22 protein-coding genes are annotated in these 25449 nt (G+C 61.0%); 7 read left to right on the top strand and 15 right to left on the bottom strand.

Features of this window, described 5'->3' with window-relative positions:
- Nucleotides 1–133 precede the first annotated feature (133 nt).
- Nucleotides 134–1060, top strand: a complete 927-nt coding sequence (gene epsC / locus ACQKPC_RS09355) for a serine O-acetyltransferase EpsC (protein WP_192346547.1) — start codon at nt 134–136, stop codon at nt 1058–1060.
- Nucleotides 1061–1459: 399 nt separating this feature from the next.
- Nucleotides 1460–3415, top strand: a complete 1956-nt coding sequence (betT, locus tag ACQKPC_RS09360; protein ID WP_427624247.1) for a choline transporter BetT — start codon at nt 1460–1462, stop codon at nt 3413–3415.
- Nucleotides 3416–3441: 26 nt separating this feature from the next.
- On the opposite strand, the gene ACQKPC_RS09365 is transcribed toward betT, so the two are convergent.
- Both ACQKPC_RS09365 and ACQKPC_RS09370 read right to left on the bottom strand, forming a co-directional pair.
- Nucleotides 3442–3702: a hypothetical protein gene (locus tag ACQKPC_RS09365; protein WP_427624218.1), complete on the bottom strand. Its 261-nt coding sequence runs from the start codon at nt 3700–3702 to the stop codon at nt 3442–3444.
- 174 nt (nt 3703–3876) lie between these two features.
- A complete protein-coding gene (locus ACQKPC_RS09370) occupies nt 3877–4617 on the bottom strand; it encodes an SDR family oxidoreductase (RefSeq protein ID WP_427624219.1) in 741 nt (246 codons plus the stop codon).
- Between the two features lie 124 nt (nt 4618–4741).
- Here ACQKPC_RS09370 and ACQKPC_RS09375 point away from each other — a divergent pair, with 124 nt between their 5' ends.
- Together ACQKPC_RS09375 and mgrA are read left to right on the top strand one after the other, a co-directional pair.
- Entirely contained in the window at nt 4742–5632 is an 891-nt protein-coding gene (locus ACQKPC_RS09375) for a LysR family transcriptional regulator (RefSeq protein ID WP_427624220.1), read from the top strand.
- Nucleotides 5633–5799: 167 nt separating this feature from the next.
- The gene (gene mgrA / locus ACQKPC_RS09380) at nt 5800–6837 is read left to right on the top strand and encodes an L-glyceraldehyde 3-phosphate reductase (RefSeq protein ID WP_427624222.1); all 1038 of its coding nucleotides are present in this window, start codon (nt 5800–5802) and stop codon (nt 6835–6837) included.
- A gap of 123 nt (nt 6838–6960) precedes the next feature.
- Here the strand turns inward: mgrA and tauD are convergent, their stop codons facing one another.
- The 12 genes from tauD to ACQKPC_RS09440 form a co-directional block, all read right to left on the bottom strand.
- Nucleotides 6961–7803 (bottom strand): taurine dioxygenase, encoded by an 843-nt coding sequence (tauD, locus tag ACQKPC_RS09385; protein ID WP_427624223.1) that lies wholly within the window; start codon nt 7801–7803, stop codon nt 6961–6963.
- 72 nt (nt 7804–7875) lie between these two features.
- Nucleotides 7876–8373 (bottom strand): GNAT family N-acetyltransferase, encoded by a 498-nt coding sequence (locus ACQKPC_RS09390; protein WP_427624225.1) that lies wholly within the window; start codon nt 8371–8373, stop codon nt 7876–7878.
- 12 nt (nt 8374–8385) lie between these two features.
- Nucleotides 8386–10482, bottom strand: coding sequence for a biotin/lipoyl-binding protein (locus ACQKPC_RS09395; RefSeq protein ID WP_427624226.1), 2097 nt, complete (start codon nt 10480–10482; stop codon nt 8386–8388).
- Entirely contained in the window at nt 10483–11802 is a 1320-nt protein-coding gene (locus tag ACQKPC_RS09400; RefSeq protein ID WP_007906386.1) for an efflux RND transporter periplasmic adaptor subunit, read from the bottom strand.
- The gene (locus ACQKPC_RS09405; protein ID WP_427624228.1) at nt 11799–12581 is read right to left on the bottom strand and encodes an efflux RND transporter periplasmic adaptor subunit; all 783 of its coding nucleotides are present in this window, start codon (nt 12579–12581) and stop codon (nt 11799–11801) included. Before ACQKPC_RS09405 ends, ACQKPC_RS09400 begins: the two co-directional genes overlap by 4 nt.
- Before the next feature lie 281 nt (nt 12582–12862).
- Nucleotides 12863–14431 carry an efflux transporter outer membrane subunit gene (locus tag ACQKPC_RS09410; RefSeq protein ID WP_427624229.1) on the bottom strand — a complete coding sequence of 523 codons (1569 nt, stop codon included), beginning with the start codon at nt 14429–14431 and terminating at the stop codon, nt 12863–12865.
- Nucleotides 14428–15492 (bottom strand): HlyD family secretion protein, encoded by a 1065-nt coding sequence (locus tag ACQKPC_RS09415; RefSeq protein WP_427624230.1) that lies wholly within the window; start codon nt 15490–15492, stop codon nt 14428–14430. The genes ACQKPC_RS09410 and ACQKPC_RS09415 overlap by 4 nt, the downstream gene beginning before the upstream one ends.
- A 27-nt stretch (nt 15493–15519) precedes the next feature.
- Nucleotides 15520–17058 (bottom strand): MFS transporter, encoded by a 1539-nt coding sequence (locus tag ACQKPC_RS09420; protein ID WP_427624231.1) that lies wholly within the window; start codon nt 17056–17058, stop codon nt 15520–15522.
- A 133-nt stretch (nt 17059–17191) separates the two neighbouring features.
- Nucleotides 17192–18112, bottom strand: a complete 921-nt coding sequence (locus tag ACQKPC_RS09425; RefSeq protein WP_008014076.1) for a LysR family transcriptional regulator — start codon at nt 18110–18112, stop codon at nt 17192–17194.
- Nucleotides 18113–18235: 123 nt separating this feature from the next.
- Nucleotides 18236–20584, bottom strand: coding sequence for an FdhF/YdeP family oxidoreductase (locus ACQKPC_RS09430; protein WP_427624232.1), 2349 nt, complete (start codon nt 20582–20584; stop codon nt 18236–18238).
- Complete coding sequence (fdhD, locus tag ACQKPC_RS09435) at nt 20581–21420, bottom strand: formate dehydrogenase accessory sulfurtransferase FdhD (RefSeq protein WP_123498352.1); 840 nt, start codon at nt 21418–21420, stop codon at nt 20581–20583. The genes ACQKPC_RS09430 and fdhD overlap by 4 nt, the downstream gene beginning before the upstream one ends.
- A 94-nt stretch (nt 21421–21514) precedes the next feature.
- Nucleotides 21515–22402 carry a LysR family transcriptional regulator gene (locus ACQKPC_RS09440; RefSeq protein WP_401171961.1) on the bottom strand — a complete coding sequence of 296 codons (888 nt, stop codon included), beginning with the start codon at nt 22400–22402 and terminating at the stop codon, nt 21515–21517.
- A 136-nt stretch (nt 22403–22538) separates the two neighbouring features.
- Here ACQKPC_RS09440 and lysM point away from each other — a divergent pair, with 136 nt between their 5' ends.
- Nucleotides 22539–22988, top strand: coding sequence for a peptidoglycan-binding protein LysM (gene lysM, locus ACQKPC_RS09445; RefSeq protein ID WP_427624234.1), 450 nt, complete (start codon nt 22539–22541; stop codon nt 22986–22988).
- Nucleotides 22989–23095: 107 nt separating this feature from the next.
- Here lysM and yrfG read toward each other — a convergent pair whose 3' ends face one another.
- Entirely contained in the window at nt 23096–23758 is a 663-nt protein-coding gene (gene yrfG / locus ACQKPC_RS09450) for a GMP/IMP nucleotidase (RefSeq protein ID WP_427624236.1), read from the bottom strand.
- 231 nt (nt 23759–23989) lie between these two features.
- On the opposite strand from yrfG, the gene nudE reads away from it, so the two are divergent.
- Both nudE and cysQ read left to right on the top strand, forming a co-directional pair.
- Nucleotides 23990–24556 (top strand): ADP compounds hydrolase NudE, encoded by a 567-nt coding sequence (gene nudE, locus ACQKPC_RS09455; protein WP_123498360.1) that lies wholly within the window; start codon nt 23990–23992, stop codon nt 24554–24556.
- Nucleotides 24553–25386 carry a 3'(2'),5'-bisphosphate nucleotidase CysQ gene (cysQ, locus tag ACQKPC_RS09460; protein WP_427624237.1) on the top strand — a complete coding sequence of 278 codons (834 nt, stop codon included), beginning with the start codon at nt 24553–24555 and terminating at the stop codon, nt 25384–25386. Before nudE ends, cysQ begins: the two co-directional genes overlap by 4 nt.
- Nucleotides 25387–25449: the final 63 nt, after the last annotated feature.

Genomic DNA, 25449 nt, shown 5'->3' on the forward strand with positions numbered 1-25449 from the left:
AACTGCCAATCGCTTATAGCCAAAAGTATTGAGCACAGCACTATTGGTTCTTAATTCGGCTGCAAGCCGTTGCCGTAAAGTAATCGCGGTTAACGCGGCCAGACAGTCCGGCCGCCCGTGAGGAGTTTTTACCGTGAGCGAGCGTTCCAGCCATTGGCAATTGCAGACCATCGTCAGCCAACTGCGTACGGCGCGCGAGCAGTGGCGCGCACAAAACGGCCGTGCCAGCGGCGAGCAGGGCGGTCGCGAGTTGCCGTCCCGAGCGGCCATGGCGGATATTCTCGAAGCCTTGTGCGGTGCGCTGTTCCCGATGCGTCTGGGCCCGGTGGATTTGCGCGAGGAGAGTGAAGACTTCTACGTCGGCCACACACTCGATGTCGCACTGAACGCGTTGCTGGCTCAGGCGCGGCTCGAACTGCGTTACGCCGCGCGCCACAGTGCCCAGGCCGACACTGAAGTCGAGGCCAAAACCATCCAGATCATTCAGGATTTCGCACTGGCTTTGCCGGGGCTGCGCACTCTGCTGGACACCGACGTACTGGCGGCCTATCACGGCGACCCGGCGGCTCGCAGTGTCGATGAAGTGTTGCTCTGCTATCCGGGAATTCTGGCGGTGATTCACCATCGTCTGGCTCACCATTTGTACCGTGCCGGGTTGCCGCTGCTGGCGCGGATCAGCGCGGAAATCGCCCACTCGGCCACTGGCATCGACATCCATCCGGGGGCGCAGATCGGTCGCAGTTTCTTTATCGATCACGGGACGGGCGTGGTGATCGGCGAGACCGCGATCATTGGCGAGCGCGTGCGGATTTATCAAGCGGTGACCCTGGGCGCCAAGCGCTTCCCGGCGGACGAAGACGGCCAGTTGCAGAAGGGCCACCCGCGGCATCCGATCGTCGAGGACGATGTGGTGATCTATGCCGGCGCGACGATTCTGGGGCGCATCACCATCGGCAAAGGCTCGACCATTGGCGGCAATGTCTGGCTGACCCGCAGTGTGCCGGCGGGGTGCAACCTCAGCCAGGCGAATTTGCAGCATGATGATGGGACGCAGAAGTAGGTCCCTGAGTATCTGGTGACTGATCTGGCCCCATCGCGAGCAGGCTCGCTCCCACACTGTTCCGTGTCGTTCACAGTTCTTGTGTTCACTGGAGATCCACTGTGGGAGCGAGCCTGCTCGCGATTGATTTCATGCCGAACCGAGATAAGGCATTCCAAACCCCAAGTCATATCCTTCCCTGAACTAATGTAGGAAAGCGACCGCCGAGCCCTGCGATTAGTCCTTAGCCCCCTATCCATGTTTAACTTGAACGCTCATTCAAGTTAAACCGTCGGTTTGCTGCCCGCTCACAACAGGAGGCTTGCCTTTGCCGAGTCCGTTATTGATTGCCCTGTTTCGCCCTCTCGAGGTGCACTTTTCATGAGTGCATCGTCTACCCCCGCAAGCGGCCAGGTCCGCATGAATCCGCCGGTGTTTTATTTCGCGGCGACCTTTATTTTGTTGTTCGCCGTTGTGGTCATGGCGATACCCGAACAGGCCGGTGCCTGGCTTCTGCAAGCGCAAAACTGGGCGGCCAATACGGTCGGTTGGTACTACATGCTCGCGATGACGCTGTATCTGGTCTTCGTGGTGGTCACCGCCTTGTCTGGCTACGGCAAGATCAAGCTCGGTGCCGACCACGACGAGCCCGAATTCAGCTACCTGTCCTGGGCCGGCATGCTGTTTGCCGCCGGGATCAGCATCACGCTGTTTTTCTTTTGCGTGTCCGAACCGCTGACGCACCTGGCACAACCGCCGCAAGGTGAGGCTGGTACGGCGGATGCGGCGCGTCAGGCGATGCAGATTCTGTTTCTGCACTGGGGCCTGCACGGTTGGGGCGTGTTCGCCTTCGTCGGCATGGCGCTGGCCTATTTCGCCTATCGACATAACCTGCCGCTGGCTCTGCGTTCGGCGCTATACCCGCTGATCGGCAAGCGCATTAACGGCCCGATCGGCTACGCGGTGGACGGCTTCGGCATCATTGCCACGGTGTTCGGCCTCGGCGCGGATATGGGCTTTGGCGTATTGCACCTCAACTCGGGCCTCGATTACCTGTTCGGCATCGCCCACACCCAGTGGATTCAGGTCGGCCTGATCACGCTGATGATGGGCGCGGCGATCATCGTCGCGGTGTCCGGCGTCGATAAAGGCGTACGGGTGATGTCCGACATCAACATGCTACTGGCCTGTGCGCTGCTGCTGTTCGTGTTGTTCGCTGGCCCCACCCAGCACTTGCTCAACACACTGATCCAGAACATCGGCGATTACCTCGGCGCCTTGCCAATGAAGAGTTTCGACCTCTACGCCTACGATAAACCGAGCGACTGGCTGGGCGGCTGGACGGTGTTCTACTGGGCCTGGTGGATTGCATGGTCGCCGTTCGTGGGCCTGTTCATCGCGCGGATTTCCCGGGGCCGGACCATCCGTGAGTTCGTCTTCGGCGTGCTGTTGATTCCGCTTGGTTTCACTCTGGCGTGGATGTCGATCTTCGGCAACAGCGCCATCGACCAGGTCCTCAACCACGGCATGAGTGCGCTCGGCATGTCGGCCATCGACAACCCGTCGATGACCCTGTACCTGCTGCTGGAAACCTACCCGTGGAGCAAAACCGTGATTGCGGTCACGGTGTTCATCAGCTTCGTGTTCTTCGTGACCTCCGCCGACTCCGGCACTGTGGTGTTGTCGACGTTGTCCGCCAAGGGTGGCAACCCGGATGAAGACGGGCCGAAATGGCTGCGAGTGTTCTGGGGCGCGATGACGGCGTTGGTGACCAGCGCGCTGTTGTTCTCCGGCAGCATCGATGCGTTGAAGTCAGCAGTGGTGCTGACGTCGTTACCGTTCTCGATGATTTTGCTGCTGATGATGTGGGGGCTGCACAAGGCGTTTTATCTGGAATCGCAGAAGCAGATCGCGCAACTGCATTCCCTTGCGCCGGTGTCCGGCTCGCGGCGCGGTGGTTGGCGTCAGCGCTTGAGTCAGGCGGTGCATTTCCCGTCGCGCGATGAGGTCTATCGCTTCCTCGATACGACGGTGCGTCCGGCGATTGAAGAAGTGACGGCAGTGTTCGTCGAGAAGGGCTTGCACGTGGTCACTCAGCCCGATCCGGCCAATGACAACGTCAGCCTGGAGATCGGTCACGGCGAACTGCATCCGTTCATCTATCAGGTGCAGATGCGCGGGTACTTCACGCCGTCGTTCGCCCGTGGCGGCATGGGTTCCAAGCAACTCAACAACCGTCGTTACCACCGGGCCGAAGTGCATTTGCGCGAGGGCAGCCAGGATTACGATCTGGTGGGCTACACCAAGGAGCAGGTTATCAACGACATCCTCGACCAGTACGAGCGGCACATGCAGTTCCTGCACCTGGTGCGTTGATTGAGAAGGGTGGCGCTGACGTCTTGTCAGGCGTCAGTGCTCATCGTCATGAACAACACCAATGCCGCCACCGGCACGCCGAATACTGCGCTACCCACCACCAGTTCCGTGCTCAACGGCTGGCCGGCGTTGACCATGCCGACCGCGCCGTTGATCAAGGTCAACGCCAGCCACAGCACGACAAAGCTGTAGGCCAGGGTCTGGCGGGGGAAACCGATTTTCTCGCCGATGAACAGCATCAGCGCCAGCAGGACCAGGCCGAAGAAGATGATGATTGCTGTGTGCATGGTGAGTCCACCCTTCAGGTATGCATTGCTTTTGAGGCAGCCATCGCGAGCAGGCTCGCTCCCACATTCAACCGCGTTGCTGGATGAGAGCTCGGTCATCTGTGGGAGCGAGCCTGCTCGCGATGGGGTCACCTCGGTGTCCTTGCTACTTATTGAGCATAGGCACCGCTGCGCTTAAACCAACCCACCATTCACCCGCAAAATCTGCCCATTGACCCAAGCCGAATCCGGCCCCACCAGAAACGACACAACGCGAGTAATATCCTCCGGCTGACCCAAACGCTCCAGTGGAGGCATCTTGGCGAAAGTCTGGATTTGCTCTTCGCTCTTGCCGTGCAAAAACAGCTCAGTCGCCACCGGGCCAGGCGCCACCGCGTTGACGGTGATGTTGCGACCGCGCATTTCCTTGGCGAACACCTGGGTCAGGGATTCCACAGCCGCTTTGCTGGCGATGTACACCGCGTAGCCCGGCAAGTTAAGGCCAACGGTGCTGCTGGAGAAGTTGATGATCCGGCCACCGCTGTTCAGACGCGTCGCCGCTTCACGCAAGGTGTTGAAGGTGCCGCGAGCGTGGATGTTGAAAGTCTGGTCGAACAGTTCGTCGGTGTGCTGCGCCAGCGGCATCACTTTGAGGATGCCGGCGTTGTTGATCAGCGCATCGACCTTGCCCAGTTGCGCTTCGGTTTCGTCGAACAACCGGCGCACGTCATCGGCATTGGCCACGTCAGCCTTGACCGCTATGGCCTGATGCCCGGCCTGACGCAACTCCACAACCAGTTTTGAGGCTTCAGTGGCGCTGCTGGCGTAGTTGATGGCGACGGCGAAACCTTCGCTGGCCAGTTGCCTGGCGATCACAGCGCCGATGCCGCGGGAGGCGCCGGTCACGATGGCAACTTTCGAAGTTTGAGCAGTCATGGCGTTGATTCCTTGGAGTGGTTTGAAGTGGAGCCAGACTCACATGTTTACTCAGGCCGATAAATGCATGAGAGTTGCCTTGACTGTTCAATAATCGCCAACAATCGAGCGCCAGGAGTGACCCGTGGACCAAGTCAAAGCGATGAAGGTGTTCGTGCGGATCTACGAGCGCAGCAGCTTCACCCTGGCGGCCGATGACCTGAATCTGCCGCGGGCGACGCTGACCCACACGCTGAATCAGTTCGAAGCCTGGCTCGGTACCCGTTTATTGGAGCGCAGCACTCGCAAGGTCCGTCCGACCCTGGATGGCGAGGCGTATTACCTGCGTTGCGTGCAGTTGCTGGCGGAACTGGAAGAGGCCGAACTTGCATTTCGCAGCGTAGCGCCGAAAGGGCGGTTGCGAGTGGATCTGCACGGTACCTTGGCCAAGCACTTCGTGATCCCGGCGTTGCCGCAATTCATGGCGCGCTACCCGGATATCGAACTGTCCATCAGCGAAGCCGACCGCTTCGTCGACCTGATCGCCGAAGGCGTTGATTGCGTGTTACGCGCCGGCACCTTGGGCGACTCGGCACTGATCGGTAAACGTGTCGCCAACTTGCGGCAGATTACCTGCGCCAGCCCCGCCTACCTGCGCAAATACGGCGAACCGAAAAACCTCGAGGACCTGAAAAAACACCGCGCGGTGAACTACGTTTCGCGCACCACCGCCAAGTTGTTTCCGTTTGAATTCATGGTGGATGGCGAGCTGCAAGAAGTGACCATCGATGGCGCATTGTCGGTGTTCGGTGCGGAGATTTACGCCGCCTCGGCGATTGCAGGCCTGGGGTTGATTCAGTGCCCGCACTACCGAATGGAAACGCTGATTTCCCAAGGGCTGGTGCGGGAAATCCTCACCGACACACCACCGCCACCGATGCCGGTTTCCGTTTTGTATCCCCATAACAAACACATGTCGCCACGGGTTCGGGTGTTTGTGGATTGGTTGGGGGAGGTGTTTGAGGGGGCTGTTTGACCTTGCTCGCTGCTCTTGATCGTTCCCACGCAGAGCGTGGGAACGATCTTCTGTGAAACGTTTCAGCATTTTCTCGAGTCCGAGGTTTATCGGCGTTTGTCCAAGCGTATGCTGGGCAACTTGCAAAGCAGTCGATACCCCATTCAAGACAGACAAGAGAGGATTCGATGACCTACACCGCTGCCGAAAACCGCTACGATTCCATCCCTTACCGCCGCGTGGGGCGCAGCGGGCTGGTGCTGCCGGCACTGTCCCTGGGCTTGTGGCACAACTTCGGCGACAGCACGCCGATCGACACCCAGCGTTCGTTGCTGCGCACGGCATTCGATCTGGGCATCAACCATTTCGACCTGGCCAACAACTACGGCCCGCCGTATGGCAGCGCCGAGATCAACTTCGGTCGTTTGCTGCGTGAAGACTTCAAGCAGTACCGCGATGAGTTGATCATCTCCAGCAAGGCCGGTTGGGATATGTGGGCCGGCCCTTACGGTCAGGGCGGTGGTTCGCGTAAATACGTGCTGGCCAGCCTCGACCAGAGTCTGCAACGTCTGGGCCTCGATTACGTAGACATCTTCTATTCCCACCGCTTTGACCCGGACACGCCGCTTGAAGAAACCGCCAGCGCACTGGCCACTGCCGTGCAGCAGGGCAAGGCGCTGTACATCGGCATCTCGTCCTATTCCGGGGTGAAAACCCGTGAAATCGCCGGGTTGCTGAAGGAGTGGAAAGTACCGTTGCTGATCCACCAACCGGCCTACAACCTGCTCAACCGCTGGGTGGAAAAGGACCTGCTGGAGACCACCGATGAACTCGGCACTGGCGTGATCGCCTTCACGCCGTTGGCTCAGGGGCTGTTGACCGACAAGTACCTAAATGGCGTGCCAGCGGATGCACGGGTCAATCGTCCGGGCGGTGGTTCGCTGCAGGCGGCTCACCTGTCCGAAGCCAACATCGCCCATGTGCGGGCGCTCAATGAAATCGCCAAACGCCGTGGTCAGAGCCTGGCGCAGTTGGCGCTGGCCTGGACCCTGCGCGATCCACGGGTGACCTCGGCGCTGATCGGCGCGAGCCGGCCGGAGCAGATTATCGAGAATGTCGGGGCATTGAAGAATCTGAATTTTAGCGTGGAAGAACTGGCGGAGATTGATCGGTTTGCCCAAGAGGGTGGGGTCAATCTTTGGGAGAAGCCTTCGACGGCTGAATAACTCCGTACTGATCGTTCCCACGCTCCGCGTGGGAATGTAGCCCGGGACGCTCCGCGTCCCATCCAAAGCCGAACGCAGAGCGTCCGTTGAGGCATTCCCACGCGGAGCGGGGGAACGATCGGTTCACCGGAAAAAAGGCACATCCCCCAACACAGTCGCCCGCTGCATCACCCGCCGTGCCGGGCGGTAATCATCCACCGCGTGATGTTGGGTCACACGATTGTCCCAGAACGCGATGTCGTCTTTCTGCCAGCGCCAGCGGATGGTGAATTCCGGCCGTGTGGTGTGGGCGAACAAGAATTTCAGAATCACCTCGCTTTCCGTTTCCGACAGCTCATTGATCTTCGACGTGAACCCTTCATTGACGAATAGCGACCGGCGCCCGCTCACCGGGTGCGTGCGAATCACCGGGTGCGATAGCGGCGGGTTCTTGCGCCGGGCTTCTTCCCACTGGGCCAACGCGTCCGGTGTATTGCCATAGCGCTCCAGGGGGAACGAACGGGTGAAATCGTGAGTTGCGGTCAGCCCTCCTAGCAGGGTTTTCATCGGTGCGGACAGTGCTTCATACGCCGCAATACCACTGGCCCACAGCGTGTCGCCGCCAAATTCGGGCAGCAGTTTGGCGCTGAGCACTGCACCCATGGCCGGGGTCGGCAGGAAGGTCACGTCGGTGTGCCAGATCGCGTTGTCCCGCACGTCGGTGACGGCGGTGTCGAGGATCAGCACTTGCGGCTGCTCCGGCACGTTCGGGTAGATCGGATGAATGTGCAGGTCGCCAAAATAGGCGGCGAATCGCGCTTGCTGCTGCGGCTCGATCGGCTGGTCGCGGAAGAACAGCACTTGATGCTTGAGCAGCGCCTGCTCGATGGCATCGCGTTGCTCAACGTTCAGCGGCTGGCTGATATCGATACCGCTGATTTGCGCGCCGAGGGCGCAGCTGAGAGGGACGATTGTCAGGTTACTCATGGTGGTTCTCTTCGAATTCGGTATCGAGCTTTTGTGGGAGCGAGCCTGTGGCGAGGGGGCCTTGCCCCGGGCTCAACCCTGTGGGTACCACACCAACCGCTCCGCCGCCGGGTTGCGTTCTTCAACCTGAAACCCCAGCGCCAGGTAATGCTGGCGAGCATGGAGGTTATTGGCCCAGACCACCGTCGCCACCGGGCAGCGAATTTGCTGCGCGGCTTTCTGCACGCCTTGCAGCACTGTCCGACCGTAACCCTTGCCGCGGGCCTGGGGGATAAACGCCAGGTACAGCACGCGAATTTCATTGGGGCCAAAGTCGGTGGTCAACGCACCGATGGCCGTGTCGAGTTTCTCTATCACATAATGCATGGCGTTGGGGAAGTTCTCCCCCAGCCCTTGTTCCTGCACCCTGAATTGCTGGGCAACCACCTGCTCAACCACCTCCTGCTCACCGTCGATCCATTGCAGATCCGGCCGCGCCGCTTGGTAAAGGCTGTGCAGAAACGGTCCGTCGCTGGGTCGCGAAGGCCTGACCACCAGGCCGTCCGCTGCCACTGAGTTGCTGTTCGCCATCGCTGTCCTCCCTTAGAAACCGCTTTCCCTGACTCCCAGAGCCGCCATGCGTCGCCAGGCAACGCCCAATAACGACTCGCCACTGCCCTGCAACACCACAATGCCGCGCAACGGCTGCACCGGCGTCGTGGTATTTTCGAGGATGCTCAACCGCGCGCCGTACTGCGCCTGCACCGGCTCGGCGCGCTGATGCTGGTCGCGGCGTACGGCGATCGGCCCGTGGTGATCGGAAGTCAGCGCTTCCTGATCGACATAAGCCACGCCGTTGGTGTCAATTTCGCTCAATTGCACGACGATCGCTGGGTGCATCGGATCGTCGGCGATGAACCGTCCGCTGGCTCCCGGGGCGACACGCCAGAGTTCGGCTTCGGCCAGATACCCGCGCAACCGCGCGCCGTCCTCGACCACCCGGGCCAAAGGATCTTTGGTCGAAAGCCAGCGGCCGACCGTTAACTGTGGCAACAGATCGCGCACCTTGCCACCGTGGGGCGCGCGCAGCAGCAGACGTTCACGCTGAGCGGCCAGGCCGCGATATTCGGCCACGGCTTCGGCCAGGCGCTGTTCGACGATTCCGGCGTCGGCGGCGGTTTCGCTACGGCCGGCCTGACGACGCATCTGTAATTGCTGAATCTGGATTTCGCGACGGACGATGGCTTGGCGTGAGTCCAGATCCGGGGATTCCAGCTCGATCAGCACCTCACCTTGAGCGACGATCTGGCCGTCGTGCACATTCACCGTTTTGACCCGCGCCGCCACCGGCGCGTGCAGGGCGCTGGCGCGTCCGGCCTCAAGCATCGTCGGCAACTCCACCGCGCTGCGCCATGGCAACGCCAGCAGCAACAACAGCCCAAGCAACGCCAGACCGCTGAGCAGTACCCGAGGCGCATGCGCCTGTTCACGACGGCTCCACCATTGCCGCCATTCGCTCAGGATCGGCAGGAAGATGAACCACACCAGTTCCACCAGCATCAGGAAAATCCCCAACACCTTGAAGAACAGGTGATAGACCGCCAGCGCAATCCCGAAAAACAGCACCGCGCGCCACAGCCACGCGCCATACCCCCAGATCAGCAAACGCCGCTGCATCTTCGGCGACCACGGCTCCGGTGCCGGGGCTGCGTAGCCGAACAAAAACTCGCGCAGCCGCCAGCGGCACAAGGCAAAGGCCCGCCCTTGAAGGTTGTCCACTTCCCAGAAATCACTGAGCAAGAAGTAGCCATCGAAACGCATGAACGGGTTGAGGTTGATCACCAGTGTGGTGATCCAGGTCGCACTGGCGAGCATGAACGCCGCGGTACGCCCAGGGCCGTCAGGCAACAGTGACCAGGCGAGCAGCGCGATACACGCCAACACCAGTTCCGCCAGCACTCCGCCGGCACCGATCAGCAACCGCGCACGTCGATCATTGACCCGCCAGGCGTCGCTGACATCCGTGTAAAACATCGGTAGCAGCACCATGAATGCCACGCCCATGCTCTGCACCCGACAACCGGCGCGCTTGGCCATGAAGGCGTGGCCGAACTCGTGGCACAGCTTGGCGAAAAACAGCGCTACAGCGAACGCCAGCGCACCGCCGAGGCTGAACAGGTGCGGAAAGGTGGCGATAAACCGCTGCCAGTCCCGTGACACCAGAAACACCCCGAGCCCCAGCGTCGCGGGCAGTCCGTAGCGCAATGCACGCGGGCCGAAACGCTCCAGCCACGGCCAGGCTCGATTGAGAAAGGCGTCCGGGCGCCACAGCGGAATCCGGAAAAACAGGTATTGATGCAGCAGGATTTGCCACAGGCTCTGGCGCTGAGCCGCGGCCTTCAGGCTATAACTGGCGCGCTGCGACGGGTCGAGAGCGCTGATCAGGTCGTGGCCGCGCAAAAACTCCAGCAATTGCTCAAGCGCCGCGCCATCCAGCGGCAGCCCCGGTTCGCGATTGGCAGCACGCAGCACTTGCTCGGGGTCGCCCAACGACCAATGGCGCAGCAGGCGCATCGCCGCCGCACCGAGTTTGAAATAGCGCCCGCGCACCGGGTCGGCCAGGGTCCAGCGCGGCGACCCGTCGAGGGCCGGGGCCGCCGCCGACAATTGCAGGTCTGCCCGCAGGCTCGGCAGGCTCATCTACAGGCCCACGCTCTGACGCAACCCGGCCAGCGGTCGGCGCAACAGGTACAACGCCAGCGGCGCACGGTCGCCGAAGACTTTCGCAGTGCCGCGCAAACCGATGCGCGGCGGCGCGGCGTCGAACGTCGCATCCAGTCGATAAGCCAGTTGCCCGGCGGCGGTGGGCTGCGCCTCGTAGGCCGAACGTTCGAGTTTGGCCAAGTGCCGCTGCAGCGGATCGCTGTCGAGAAACAGCGCGACTTGTGCGCCCGGTTCCAGGGCAATCGCATCGCCCACGGCCAACTCGATGCGCAATTCGGCCTGGTTCGGGTCGGCGATTTCCATCAGCCGCTCGCCGGTTTGCACCGGTTTGCCGGTCCAGCGCTCGGCGTCGGCGAACACCGCGATGCCGTCCCGCTCGGCACGTACTTCGCTGCGTTTGAGCAGCTCCCGGGCGTAATCCCGTTCGGCGCGCTTCTGCTCCACTCGCGCCGCCAGCAGATCGATTTTCGAACTGGATTCGGCATCGGCGAAGGAACGTTGGGAATTGGCCTTGAGTTCCGCTTCGGCAACGCCCAGGGCGCGCTCGGCCACATCGGCCTGAGCCTTGAGCGTGGTGCTTTCGAAGCGCAGCAGCAGGTCGCCGGTTTTCACCGCCTGATTGGGTTTGACCAGAAACTCGGCGATCACCCCGTCCAGCGGCGCGGCGACCACCCGACCGCCCAACGGGACGACTTCGGCGGGAGCCAGCACCGATTGGCGCACCGGGATCAGCAACCCGAGCAACAACACGGCAACCAGCGCCACCTGACGCTTGCGCGTCCAGCGCAATCGCCAGGGCTTGCGCGGTTGCTGCGCGAGCCAGGCATGGCTGTAGGTGTCGCCCAGTTGCGACAGCAGTACTTGTTCGGAAGGGTTCCACGGCACATCCCGCGCCAGCCACAGACCGCCGAACACCTCGCCCTGATGATCGATCAGCGGCAGCCAAAACACCTGAGCGGCTGACAGACTTTGCCAGTCGGCCAGAATCGATTCGCTAAGGAGATCAGGCGCAATCACCCGCGCCTGTTTCAGCACCTCAAGCTTGAACAGCTGTGCGACCGCTTGCTCGACAAACGCCACGAACGGCGCATTCGGTTCCACGGCACTGACACCGGTAACCGCCTGCACCTTGCCGGCGATCAACAGCGCGGCATGGCGGAAACCGAACAGCGCCTGACCGTCATTGACCAGGCTGTAAGCCAGTTGCGAAGGCGTGCGCGCGGCGCGGGTCTGGCGTTCGAGGTCGAGAAACCTGGCGAACACCTGCTCGGCGCCGCCGGTCACCGGGGCGTTCATTTGAGCTCCGCGAAATGCGCCGTTCCGCTCATGCCGGCCAACAGACCACTGGCGTTGGGCAGCGTCGCCACCAGCAGCAAAGTCTGGCTGCCTTCATCAATTCGCGCACCGAGGCGTTTGACCGTGGCATCCAGCGGCTGACCGGTTTCATCGGGGACAAAACTGAAGGTCTGGCCGGGCTTGAGCTTGCCCATCCAGCGCGATGGCACCAACAGGTGAATTTCCAGGGTGCGGTTATCGACCACGTCCAGCAACGGCGTACCGGCGGCAACGCTTTCGTAGCGCTTGACCTTACGTTCGACGACCTGGCCATCAAACGGCGCAACCACGCTGCAGCGTTTGACCTGAACCTGATAGACCTGCGACTGCGCCTGAATCTCGCTGACCTTGGCCTCGGCCCGCGCCACTTCAAAGCGCCCGACTGAATTCAACGCCGCCAGTTGTTTGTTGTGGGCCAACTCTTCACCGGCGCCACGGCTGGCGGCCTGAGCCGCATTGAGCTGAGCCTGATAAGCCGAACAGTCAAACCGCGCCAGGGTGTCGCCCTTTTTGAACGACTCGCCCTCACTGAACGGCAACTCGACAATCCGCCCCGACAACTCGCTGGCCAGCACCGCCTGATCCCGGGCTCGCAGCACACCACGGGCTTCACTGCTGGCTGATGCATTACCGTCGACCGCGCTATTTTCCAGCAGCGGATCGTCTGGCGCAGGCGTTTGTGCCTGTACTACGCACGTTACAAAGGTTAATCCTGCAACCCAAACACGAAAACGCCGCATAACCGTAACTCCCTGACGGATGAGCGGAGTCTAAGACAGCGGGAGTGAGCGTCAAGCGGATGGGCATCATTGGTTGAAAGAGCGTGCTCACTGTTCAGTATTAATTGCCTTACAAATCATCCAGAAGGTTCCTACACCATAGCCGGACAGCCACAGATTGCAGACGTAGACCTGACACCTTAATCTCGCCGAACTAAACCTTGTACGCAGCGATTAAATTCGCTGGCAGTCAGGGTGAAGAAACCGGCTCCGGCCGGTTTTTTCGTTTTTCTGCGCGCTGATCAGCGCTGCGCCGTCTCCGTCAACGGATACACCGACTCCCATCCCCCACCCAACGCCTTGTACAAACCAACCATTGCCAACGACACCCCGGTCGAGCTCTCGACCCACTGCTGCTGGGTCGCCAGCAATTCGCCTTGCACGGTGAGGACGTTGACGAAATCCACTACTCCTTCGACGTATTGCTGTTGCGCGGTGCGCAAGGCTATCTGGTTCTGGCGCACGGCTTCGGCGAGGCTGTCGCGGCGCAGTTGGCTGGCGTTGTAGGCGGTGAGTTGATCGTCGATTTCATGCCAGGCCCGCAGCACGGTTTGCTGATAGGCCAGCGCCGCTTCCTGTTGCTGGGCTTCGCGCAGGTGCAACATCCCGCGCAGGCGACCGCCGTCGAACAGCGGCAGGCTGAACTGCGGGCTGATGCCGAACGAACGCGAGCCCCAAGAGCCGAAATCGCTTAGTTGCAGGGCTTGCGAACCGATGTTGCCCGACAAGGTGATCCGCGGATAAAAGTCGCCCTTGGCCACGCCGATGCTGGCGGTCGCGGCATGCAGGCGGGCTTCGGCCTGACGTATGTCTGGGCGGCGCTCGGCCAATTGCGACGGCAAGCCGATGGCGACCTGACGCGGGGTTTGCGGCACCGGGGCATCTGTGGATAACTCGGCGGACAGCGCTTGCGGCGGTTCGCCCATCAACAGGCTCAAGGCGTTGATCAGTTGCGACTGACGCTGCTCCAGCGCCGGCAAACGTGATTCGATGGCCGCGACTTGCGCAGCGGCTTCGGCGACGTCCAGATCTGTGGCAACACCGTCGGCCAGGCGCAGTTGCGAGAGTTTCAAACTGTGCCGGGCGACGTCGAGGTTCTGCTCGGTGACGGCCCGCGTGCTTTGCACACCGCGCAGTTGAATGTAGTCCTGGGCGGTTTCGGCAAGTACCGACAGCAGCACGCCGCGACGATCGTTTTCCGCCACTTCCAGCGTGGCATCGGCGGCTTCGGTTTCGCGGCGCACACGGCCCCAGAAATCCAGTTCCCAGGAGGCGGAAAAGCCGGCGTCCCACAGGTTGAACGCCGAGTCGCCATTGTTGCCCGACGGATCGTTCAGGCCTTCACCGCTGTTGCGTTTGCGCCCGTAGCTGCCGGTGGCGGCGGTATTGGGATAGCGGTCGGCGGTGATCACCTGATGCGCGGCTCGGCTTTGCTGCAAGCGGCTGCTGGCGAGTTTCAGGTCGAGGTTGTCGGTCAGGGCGCGTTGGGTCAGGGCTGAGAGTTTCGGGTCGTGGAATACCTCCCACCAGCGTTCGTCCATTTCGCTGGGAATGATTTGACTGGCGGCGGCTTTAGTTGGTTTGGACCATTCGGCCACTTGTTGCGGCTGAGGCTTTTGGAAGTCCGGGCCGACGGTGCAGGCACTCAAAGAAAACAGACTCAACACAAAAACCACTGAATGAATACTGACCCCGTGGCGAGGGGGCTTGCCCCCGTTCGAGTGCGCAGCGCTCGCAAATTTTAGGTCCGCTGCGCGGCCCAACGGGGGCAAGCCCCCTCGCCACAGGGATGTGCGATTAACAAAGTTCATCGTTGCGCAACCTCATGCTCGCTGGCGCTTGCAGTATCAATCCTCGCCTCCACCGACATCCCCACCCGCAACCGTTCGGCCAATGGCTGGCCCGGATCGAGGAGGATTTTCACCGCAATCCGTTGCACAACCTTGGTGAAGTTGCCGGTGGCGTTGTCCGGTTTGACCGAGGCAAAGGTCACGCCGGTGGCCGGTGCGATGCTCTCCACGCGGCCGCGCAGGGCTTCGCCGCCGAGGCTGTCGACATGCACTTGCACGCTCTGCCCGGGCTGTACGTCAGTCAGTTGGGTTTCCTGAAAATTGGCGACCACATAAGCCCGCTCCAACGGCACCACGGCCAGAATCTTGCTGCCCGGTGTGACATAGGCGCCGACCCGCACCGCGCGTTCGCCGACCATGCCGTCCTGAGGCGCAACGATGCGCGTATAGGACAGCTCATAACTGGCCATTTCCAGGGCCGCTTGCGCTCGCTTCAGCCCCCCTTCGGCCGCATCACGCTGGGCGGTCAGGATCTCCACCTGCTTGCGTTCCGCCGCGAGCACCGCCGTGGCATTGGCCAAACGGGCGGAGGCCTGATCGATGCGTGTGCGTGCTTGCTGAGCATTTTGCACCGTGCCGGCGCCGACCCCGGCGAGATGGTTGTAGCGGTTCAGTTCATGCTCGGCGAAGGCCATTTCAGCCTTTGCTGAAACCACCGTAGCCTGGGCTTGAGCGATCACCGATGTCTGGCGCTCCAGGGTGGCTCGAGCGTTTTGCAACTGCGCCCTGGCCACCAGGGTTTCAGCGTCGGCGGCTTCAGCGGCAGCGCGTAGATCGCGGTCGTCGATCAACGCCAGTAGCTGTCCGGCCTTGACCAGCTGGTTGTCTTCCACCAGCACGTCCTTGATGAACCCCGCCACGCGCGGCGCCACCCGGGTGAAGTCCGCCGAGACGAAAGCATCGTTGGTGCTCTGCTGTGTACGCTTGCCGAACAAGCCCGGCACCAGCAGGTAAATCAACACGCCGAGCGCCATCACTGCGGCAATGCCGACAGCGACTTTTTGCTTTGATTGAGTCGTCATAAAAAACCTTCTGTTTCAGTGAAGCATTCAAGTCGGCGCGCGCGGTGGATAGATCCGCGTCGGCAGCCAGAAAATCATCAGGATCAGCGCCACGGCGACGCCGGCCATGCTCAGATAAAGATCGGAGGAGGTCAGCACTAAGGCCTGTTGATGCAGTCGGTGAGCCAGGCCTGCGTTGTCGCTGTCGATCAGGGGTGAGTTACCGAGGTTGTCCACCAGCATGGTCGAGTGGAAATGCAGCCGTGCAGTGGTCAGTGCCTCGATCACCCCGGTGGCAATCACCGCCGCCAGGCCTTTCACGGTATTGAACCAGGCCGAGGCGTACGGCCCTTCCATCGGAGTGATGCTGCCGGTGGAGAGCATCAACAGCGGCAGCACGGCCATGGGCTGACCGAAAATCTGTAGCCATTGCAGGACATAGAAATCGTCGCGAATCCACGCCGACGTCAGCTGCGAACCACCGAGGCAAGACAGCGTCAGCATGCTCAGGCCGATCCCCAGCACCCAGCGGCAATCGACCCAACGCAGGTTGCACAGCGCCGCCACCAACGGCAGCGCGATCAACTGAGGCAGCGCCGCCAGGAGCATGATCGGCGCGGTCTGCACCGGCCGATAACCCTGGACCTGAGCCAGGTAACTGGAGGGAATGATGACCACCGCGAGCAACACCACGAGCACGCCGGCCAGCGTCAACAGCGCGAACGACAGGTTGCGGATACCCAACATCTGCAACTTGAAGAACGGAATCGGTTGCGACCACTCATTGATCAGGAACAACACCAGCAACAGCAACCCGCCGCCGAGCAGTCCACAGATCAGGCTCGACTCGAACCAGTCCAGCCGATTGCCTTGCAGAATGCCGATCACCAGCATGCAGATCGCCGGGAACCCCAGCAGCAAGCCACGCCAGTTGAATGACTTGAAGCGTTCCAGTCGCAGCGGATCCAGGGGCAAACCGTAGGCCACCGCCGCCATGGCAAACAGGCACGGCACGACGATTTGCCAGAAGGTCCATTGCCAGCCGACGTACTCGGTCCACAACCCGGCCAGCGGTGTACCGAGACCGGGGCCGAAGGTTGCCGTCAGGGCATAACCGGCCAGGCCATAGAGTTTCACGTTGGCCGGCAGGAACCGCAGGGCAACGGTCATCAGCATCGGCGGCAACGCGCCGCCTGCCAGGCCTTGCAAGGTGCGCATGACCAGCAGGCTTTCGTAATTCGGAGCGAACGGGCACAACACACCCAGCAGAGTGAATGCACTGATCGCGTACAGCGTGAAGCGGCGCAACGAAAACGTTACCGAACACCAAGGGGCAAACGCCATGGCGGCCACCGAGGTCGCGGTGTAACTGGCGACCAGCCAGGTGCCTTCGTCGTAACCAATGGCCAACGCGCCGCGGATATCGGCCAGCGCGACTTTGGTCACCATCTCGTTCAGGCCCGACACCAGCACCGCCAGTAACACGCCCACCAGGCCGATGATGATTCGCGGGCCGAAGACCGGTGGCGCGACGGCGGCCGTTGGTTTGGCCGCAGCGAGAGGCGCCGTGACCGTGAGGGAAGTCATGTACTGCAAGCTCCGGAAGGGGGATACCGAAGCATTTTAGGGAGCGTGGAAGGTTACGAAAATTGACTTATTGGCAGCTTATAAGTGTGTTTCATGCAGCAATACAAAACCCTGTGGGAGCGAGGGATCAACTTTAGGTTGGTTGTGCCGCCAACCACGTCTCATCGCAACAGGTCTTGAGGGTTTCACGCATCCAGCGGTGGGCCGGGTCCTTGTCGAAACGCGGATGCCAGGCCTGGGTCAGCATGAGGGTTGGCAATGGAATCGGCAGGGTGAACGAGCGCAGTTTCAAGCCCAGGCGTCGCACGCTCAGCAGCGCCTCCTTGGGCACCGGCAGAATCAGATCGGAATCCGGCAAGGCGAACATCGCTGCATGGAAACTCGGTGCAATCACCGCCACCCGCCGCTCCAGCCCCAAGGCGTTAAGCGCCGTATCGATCGGCCCGCGGGCGATCCCGCGACGGGACATGCTGATATGGGAAAATCCGGCGTAACGTTCGGCGGTGATTTCTTCGTCGAACAACGGGTGATCTTCACGCACCAGCCCGACAAAGTGCGTGGAAAACAGGTTCTGAACCTTCACTTCCGGCATCAGCGGACGATTGTTGCTGACGCTTAAATCGATGCGCCCTTCGCGTAACGCTTCGTCGTCGCCATCGCCCTCAGGGACAAAGCGCAATTCGCAATGCGGGGCCTGGCGTTCCATCGTGTCAAATAGCTTGCCGCCGTAAACGCCAACAAAGAAATCATTGGCGCGAATGCTGAACCGCCGGCGCAAACTGCCCAGATCCACCTCATCGGCGGAGCGGAACAGCAAAGCGGCCTGCTCCACCAGGTCCCGCACCTGCTCGCGCAACTCCAGTGCCTTGGGCGTCGGCACCAAGCCTCGACCGGCGCGCACCAGAATCGGATCGCCAATGGCCTCGCGAATCCGCGTCAGCGTCCGGCTCATCGCCGCCGGGCTGAGGTTCATCCGCCGTGCAGCGCCTACCACACTGCCTTCATCGAGCAAGGCGTCGAGGGCGACCAACAGGTTCATGTCCGGGAGTTGCATGCTGAGCACTCGTGTCTGATCTGGATTGATTCAGACGCAATGCTAGCAAACATCTGCCTGACGAATGTTTGGCAGGTCTGTGGGAGCGAGCCTGCTCGCGATGGCGTCAGCTCAGACGCCGCGTTAAGCCGACTTGGCCAAAATCAACCCAGTCTCACTCGCCGCTTCCAAGCGAATCGCTACAAACTTCGATGTCGGCGTATGGCTGCCATCTCCAGTGCTTTCCAGCGGCACCAGCGGGTTCACTTCCGGATAGTAAGCGGCCGCTTGCCCGGCAGGAATGTCGAACGCCAGCAGCGTGAAACCCTTCACCCGACGCTCACGGCCATCATCCCAAATCGAAACAATGTCAGCCTTCTGCCCGGGTTTGAACCCGAGGCGAATGATGTCGGCTTCATTGACGAACAGCACATCGCGCTGACCTTTCACCCCGCGATAACGGTCATCAAGACCATAAATCGTGGTGTTGTACTGATCGTGGGAGCGCATCGACTGCATGATCAGGTCTGGCAGCACGCCGGTGGCGCGGGTGCGCTCATGCACTAGATGTTTGGGCAGCCTGTTCGCACGGAAGTTGGCCCGACCCGATGGGGTATTCCAGCGACGTGCACTGGCGCTGTTACCCAGGTAGAAACCACCCGGGTTCTGGATTTTCTCGTTGAAGTCCCGGAAGCCCGGGATGGTGTCGGCGATCAGGTCGCGGATGCGGTTGTAATCGGCCACCAGCCAGTTCCAGTCCACCGGTTTGCTGCCCAGGGTTGCGGCGGCGATGCCGGCGATGATTGCAGGCTCCGAGCGCATCTGGTTCGACAGTGGCTGCAGCTGACCGTTGGAGGCGTGGACCATGCTGAACGAGTCTTCCACGGTCACCGCTTGGGCGCCTTCGGCCTGGATATCGATGTCGGTACGGCCCAGGCACGGCAGGATCAGCGCGTCTTTACCGTGGGCCAAATGGCTACGGTTGAGCTTGGTGCTGATCTGCACGGTCAGGTCGCAGTTGGCCAGAGCCTGGAAGGTACGCGTGCTGTCCGGGGTGGCTTGGGCGAAATTGCCGCCCAGGCCGATGAAGACTTTCGAGCGGCCGTCAGCCATGGCGTGAATTGCCTCGACCACGTTGTGGCCGTTTTCACGGGGAACCTTGAACTGGAAGCGCCGCTCCAGAGCGTCGAGGAACGCCACCGGCGGACGTTCGTTGATGCCCATTGTCCGGTCGCCCTGCACATTGCTGTGGCCGCGCACCGGGCACAGGCCGGCACCCGGCCGGCCGATGTTGCCGCGCAACAGCATCAGGTTGGCGATTTCCTGGATGGTCGCCACCGAATGACGATGCTGGGTGATGCCCATCGCCCAGCACATGATCACGTTCTTGCCCTTGGCGTACATGCGCGCCGCTTGCTCGATTTCCACCAGGGTCAGGCCGGACTGTTCGACGATCTGCTCCCACGGGGTGTCGTCGACGATGCCGAGGTATTCCAGAACGTTGACGCTGTGTTCATTGAGGAAGTCGTGGTCGAACACCGCAGGCTCACCAGCCTTCTGCGCATCGCGCTCCCATTGCAGCAGGAACTTGGCCATGCCGCGCATGATCGCCATGTCGCCGCCCAGTGCCGGGCGGAAGTACGCGGTGTTGGTCGGCTTGTCGCCGTTGGTGAGCATTTCCAGTGGGTGCTGTGGATGCTGAAAACGTTCCAGACCGCGTTCTTTCAGCGGGTTGATGCACACCACCTGAGCGCCGCGTTTCACCGCTTCGCGCAGGGGTTCGAGCATCCGCGGGTGGTTGGTACCGGGGTTCTGGCCCCAGACGAAAATCGCATCAGCGTGTTCGAAATCATCGAAGGTCACGGTGCCTTTGCCGACGCCAACGCTCTGCGCCAACGCAACACCACTGGCTTCGTGACACATGTTTGAGCAATCGGGGAAATTGTTGGTGCCATAGGCGCGCACGAACAATTGATAGAGGAACGCCGCTTCGTTGCTGGCGCGGCCCGAGGTGTAGAACTCGGCCTGATTCGGGCTCGACAGGCCGCGCAGATGTTTGGCGATCAGGGTGAAGGCATCATCCCAGCTGATGGGTTGGTAGCGATCGGTTTCGGCGTTGTAGCTCATCGGCTCGGTCAGGCGGCCCTGATATTCAAGCCAGTAGTCGCTCTGTTCCAGCAGCGAGGTGACGCTATGTTTGGCAAAGAATGCAGCGTCGACACGGCGTTTGGTCGCTTCCCAGTTCACCGCTTTAGCGCCGTTCTCGCAGAACATCACCATGCCCTTTTCCGGAGAATCGCCCCACGCGCAACCGGGGCAGTCGAAGCCGCCGTTCTGGTTGGTCTTGAGCATTATGCGCAGGTTTTTCAGCGCATTATCGCTGGTCAACCAGGCTTGGGCGACGCTGATCAGCGCACCCCAGCCACCGGCTGGGCCTTTGTAGGGCTTGTAGCGGGGGACGGGTTTCTGGTCGGCTTGACGATGTTGACTCACGCTTGATTCTCCGTCGCGGGGCTGTAGACCCGCGGCGCACTTTTCTGCGGCAGGTGGATGAGGTTGAGGTTGTGTCGACGGGCCCATTGCACGGCAAGGCCCGTGGGCGACGATAAACTGACCAGGGTCTGAATGCCGGCGCGTAAAACTTTCTGGATCAATTCGAGGCTGCAACGGCTGGTGACAATCGCTAGGCCGCCAGTGATCGGGATCTTCTGGCGGATCAACCCACCGATCAGCTTGTCGAGGGCGTTGTGTCGACCGATGTCTTCACGGCCCAGCAACAATTCGCCGTTGCCGTTCATGAACACCGCCGCATGTACCGCGCCGCAATGTTGGCCCAGCGGCTGGAATTCGCCGATGCGCTGGCGCAGGCCGTCCAGCCATTCGGTCGGGGGCAGTGGGGCGCCGGGCAAGACTTTGAGGTCGGGCAGCGCTTGCTCAACCGCTTCCACGCCACAGAGCCCGCAACCACTGGTGCCGGCCAGCTGCCGACGCTGCTGCTTGAGGTTCCAGAAGGCGCGATTGGCGATGGTCACTTGCGCGTATTGCGCCGAACCCGAGCCGCTGAGTTGCAAGTCGTAGATATCGCAGGCGTCTTCGATGATGCCGCTGCCGAGGCTGAAGCCGACGATGAAGTCTTCAAGATCCGTTGGTGTGACCAACATGACTGCCTGGCTGATGCCGTTATAGGCAATCGCCAACGCGACTTCCTCGGCCAGCGCGGTGCTGGCCGATTCGGTGTATTCAAGGTTGCAGTAACTGTATGTCTGACTTGCGACGGTCGCGGGCGTTTCAACAGCAGGCGCCGCGCGGGCAGGGCGCTTGGCGTTCATCAGGTATCACCGACGGGTTGGTCAGTTTTAAGCCTAGGCGGGTCAGCGGGTCGTGTCTAATTGCTATTACTGATCTCCTGATAGATGACGTCGATCAAGAGCCGGCCACTGATTGCTGATAGATCGCGAAACAGGCTTCTGCAAGCGCCGAACGCGGAGCGCTACGACGCATGATCAGCCCCAGCCGGGCGAGAGTCTGGGCACTTTCTATAGGCTGCAGGCGCAAGTGATCAGTGAGGTTTTCCAGACCACCTTCCAATGGCATCACGGCGCAGCACAGGCCGCCGTGTACCGCTTGTAACAATTGGTGGACCGCATCGGTTTGCAGCAACGGTTGGGGGGCCAAGCCACGGCTGTGGAAGTTATGGTCGATGGACTGGCGAAAATGCATGCCGCTGGTGAGCATGCCCAACGGCAGTTCAATCAACGATTTCCAACTCAAGGGCGCGTCGCCGAAACTGAAGAAACGCTGATCGTAGAGCAAGCCCATGTGGGTTTCGCTGAAAGCCAGGGAGTCGAAACGCTCACCGTCCAGACGCTCCAGGTACGACACGCCGAGGTCGAGACGGTTGTTCGCCAGCTGCTCGAGGATCTGCTCGGAACTCAGGGCTGAGAGTTCGAAGCGCAGGTTCGGGTGCTCGGCGTGCAGGCGCTGCATCAACGGTACCGGGTCGAAACTCGACAGCGGCACCACGCCCAGACGCAACGTACCCACGAGGTTGCCGCGACAGGCTGCCGCTTCGGCCTGCAAACCGTCGTAGGCCGCCAGCACCGTACGCGCCCACGCCAGCACACGCTCGCCCGGCGCGGTGAAACCTTCGAAGCGCTGGCCGCGGTTGACCAGCGGCAGCTCGAGCTCTTCTTCAAGGCTGCGCAGGCGCATGGACAGGGTCGGTTGGGTGATGTGGCAACGCGCGGCGGCCTGGCCAAAATGCCGGGTTTCGTCGAGGGCGATGAGGAATTTGAGCTGCTTGATGTCCATCTTCGCTCCAGGGCGCGGGCAAGGTTTGCGATTCTACCGCCTGCGCGGGGTTGGGTCATTGGTCGGCTGGGAACCGGGCTTTGCAAGGCTGGTCTAGTCTTTGGCGTCTGGAACCTAAACCTATGGAGAAAACACGATGAGCCTTTTCAGCTTTTTGAAAGATGCCGGTGAAAAAATCCTTGATGCATTGACACCAGACAAGGCCGAAGCCAACAGCGAAGCCTTGACCAAGCATGTGAAAGACGCGCTGTCAGGAATCGATACGTCCAAAATCCAGGTGAAGGTTGAAGGCGAGAAAGTTATCGCCACCGGCGAAGCCGCCACCCAGGAAGAAAAAGAAAAAATTCTTTTGGTCCTGGGCAATGTTGCCGGTATCAGCTCGGTGGATGATCAGATTACCGTGACCGGGCCAGTGGCAACGGCGGCAAAATTTGTCACCGTCGAGAAAGGCGACACTCTCAGCGCCATTTCCAAGCGTGTATATGGCGATGCCAACAAGTATCAAAAGATCTTCGAAGCCAACAAGCCAATGCTCAAGGATCCGAACAAGATCTATCCGGGGCAGTCGTTGCGGATTCCTGAGTAACCCGCAGATCTGTGGCGAGGGGGCTTGCCCCCGTTCGGCTGCGAAGCAGTCGCAAGGATTTTGGGGCCGCTTCGCGACCCATCGGGGGTAAGCCCCCTCGCCACAGGTTAGAGCCCGGCAATCAACTCCCGATAATCCCCCACCGCCGCAAACTCGGCCGTGTCCTTCGGCCCTTTTCGGCTATCTGGCTCGCTCACGGCCAGCAGATGCGCCACGCCAAAATTGCGCGCACTGCGCAGAATCGGCAACGTATCGTCGATAAACAGACTGCGCGCCGGATCGAAGCCGATGTCGGCTTGCAAGGCATCCCAGAACTGTGGGTTTTCCTTGGGGAAACCGTAATCGTGAGAGCTGATCAAGCGCTCGAAATACGGCGCCAGTTCAATTCGTTCCAGCTTCAATGACAGCGAGTCGCGGTGGGCGTTGGTGATCAGTACCACGCGTTTGCCGGCCCGTTTGATCGCCGCCAGAAAAGTGTCCGCATCCGGACGCAGGGCGATCAAGTGCGCGGTTTCCAGTTTCAGTTCGCGCACCGACAGCTTCAGCTCGGCGCTCCAGAAATCCAGGCAGTACCACTGCAACTGGCCGGCATTGCGTTCGAACAGTGGCTGCAATTCCAGCTCCGCCATGGCCCGGCTCACCCCGTGCAGCTCGGCATAACGCTGGGGCAGGTGCTCCATCCAGAAATGGTTGTCGTAGTGAAGGTCCAGCAGCGTGCCGTCCATATCCAGTAGAACGGTATCGATGTCGCGCCAGGGCAGCAGGGACATAAAACTTCTCCAGCGGTAAAAAAGATATCCGGGATAAACAATCAGGATAGGCCGGGTACAGGCTGGGTGGAAAGCGTCGCGAGCGAAGGGAGTGCAAGGAAAAAACAGGCGAGGACGGGGAGTTTACGAGTTGTAAATGACCCGTCCGAGCCTGTTTTTGACGCAGCAATCTCGAGCGCAGCAGCTTTCAAACAGCCTGTATAGTAACCCGCTTACGCCAAGGAGCCATCTATGCGCCAGAAACCCACCGTACTCGCCCGCGACATTGTCGCCACCAGCCGTTTGTTCTGTGTCGAAGAGCTGAAGTTGCGCTTTTCCAATGGCGTGGAGCGTACTTACGAGCGTCTGGTCAGCAAAGGCACCGGCCATGGCGCAGTGATGATTGTGGCGATGCTCGACGCGGAGCACGCGGTGTTGGTGGAGGAATACTGCGGCGGCACCGATGCATACGAATTGTCCCTGCCCAAAGGTTTGATCGAGCCGGGCGAAGACGTGTTGGCGGCGGCCGAGCGGGAGCTCATGGAAGAGGCCGGGTATGGCGCGCGACAGCTTGAGCATTTGACCGAGTTGTCATTGTCACCGGGCTACATGAGCCAGAGGATCCAGGTGGTGCTGGCCACTGAGCTGTACGAAGAACGCCTGGAGGGTGACGAGCCCGAGCCGATGGGGGTGGAAAAGATCAACCTGCGTGAATTGTCGTCTTTGGCGCAGAATCCACGATTCACCGAGGGCCGTGCCTTGGCGGCGCTGTATCTGGCCCGTGACTTACTGACTCAACGTGGGGTGTTTTTGCCGTGAACTTGAATTTTCCCCATCCGTTGATGGCGCCAGTCGTTGAACTGGCTTTGAAGGCTGGCGAGGCGATCCTGCCGTTCTGGCGCGTCAACGTTGCTGTCACTGCAAAGTCCGATGATTCCCCGGTCACCGCCGCCGACATGGCCGCTCATCACGTGATTCTGGCCGGGCTGACAGCGCTGGATCCGAGCATTCCGGTGCTGTCCGAAGAGGACGCCAATATCCCTCAGAGCGTGCGCGCCGGGTGGCAGCGCTGGTGGCTGGTCGATCCGTTGGACGGGACCAAGGAGTTTATTTCCGGCAGCGAAGAGTTCACCGTCAACATTGCGCTGATCGAGCAGGGGCGGGTGGTGTTTGGTGTGGTGTCGATGCCGACCAACGGGCGCTTTTATGTCGGCGGTGCAGGGTTGGGTGCCTGGCGTGGTGATAAAGGCGCCGAGCCGTTGCCGATTCAGGTTCGCGAGGTTCCGGCTGCGGGTGAGCTTTTCACGGTGGTCGCCAGTCGTCGGCATTCGAGCCCTGAGCAGGAACGGTTACTCGCGGGGTTGAGCGACAGCCTGGGTGAGTTGCAACTGGCGAACATCGGCAGCTCGCTGAAATTTTGCCTGCTGGCGGAAGGGGCGGCGGATTGTTATCCGCGGTTGGCGCCGACTTCGCAGTGGGACACGGCGGCTGCGCAAGGTGTGCTGGAAGGCGCAGGTGGAGAGGTGCTGGATTTGAGCGGTGAGCCGTTCTGCTATCCGGCGCGGGAGTCGTTGTTGAATGAGTTTTTCCTGGCGCTGCCGGCTAAAGCGGCTTGGCGGGAGAAATTGTTGGCTTTGGCTCGCAACTAAGATCGTTCCCATGCTCCGCGTGGGAATGCCTCTAGGGACGCTCCGCGTCCAGTGACGCGGAGC

Origin of the sequence: Pseudomonas sp. NPDC089918 (genome assembly GCF_050280605.1) — a bacterium.
Taxonomy (GTDB): domain Bacteria; phylum Pseudomonadota; class Gammaproteobacteria; order Pseudomonadales; family Pseudomonadaceae; genus Aquipseudomonas.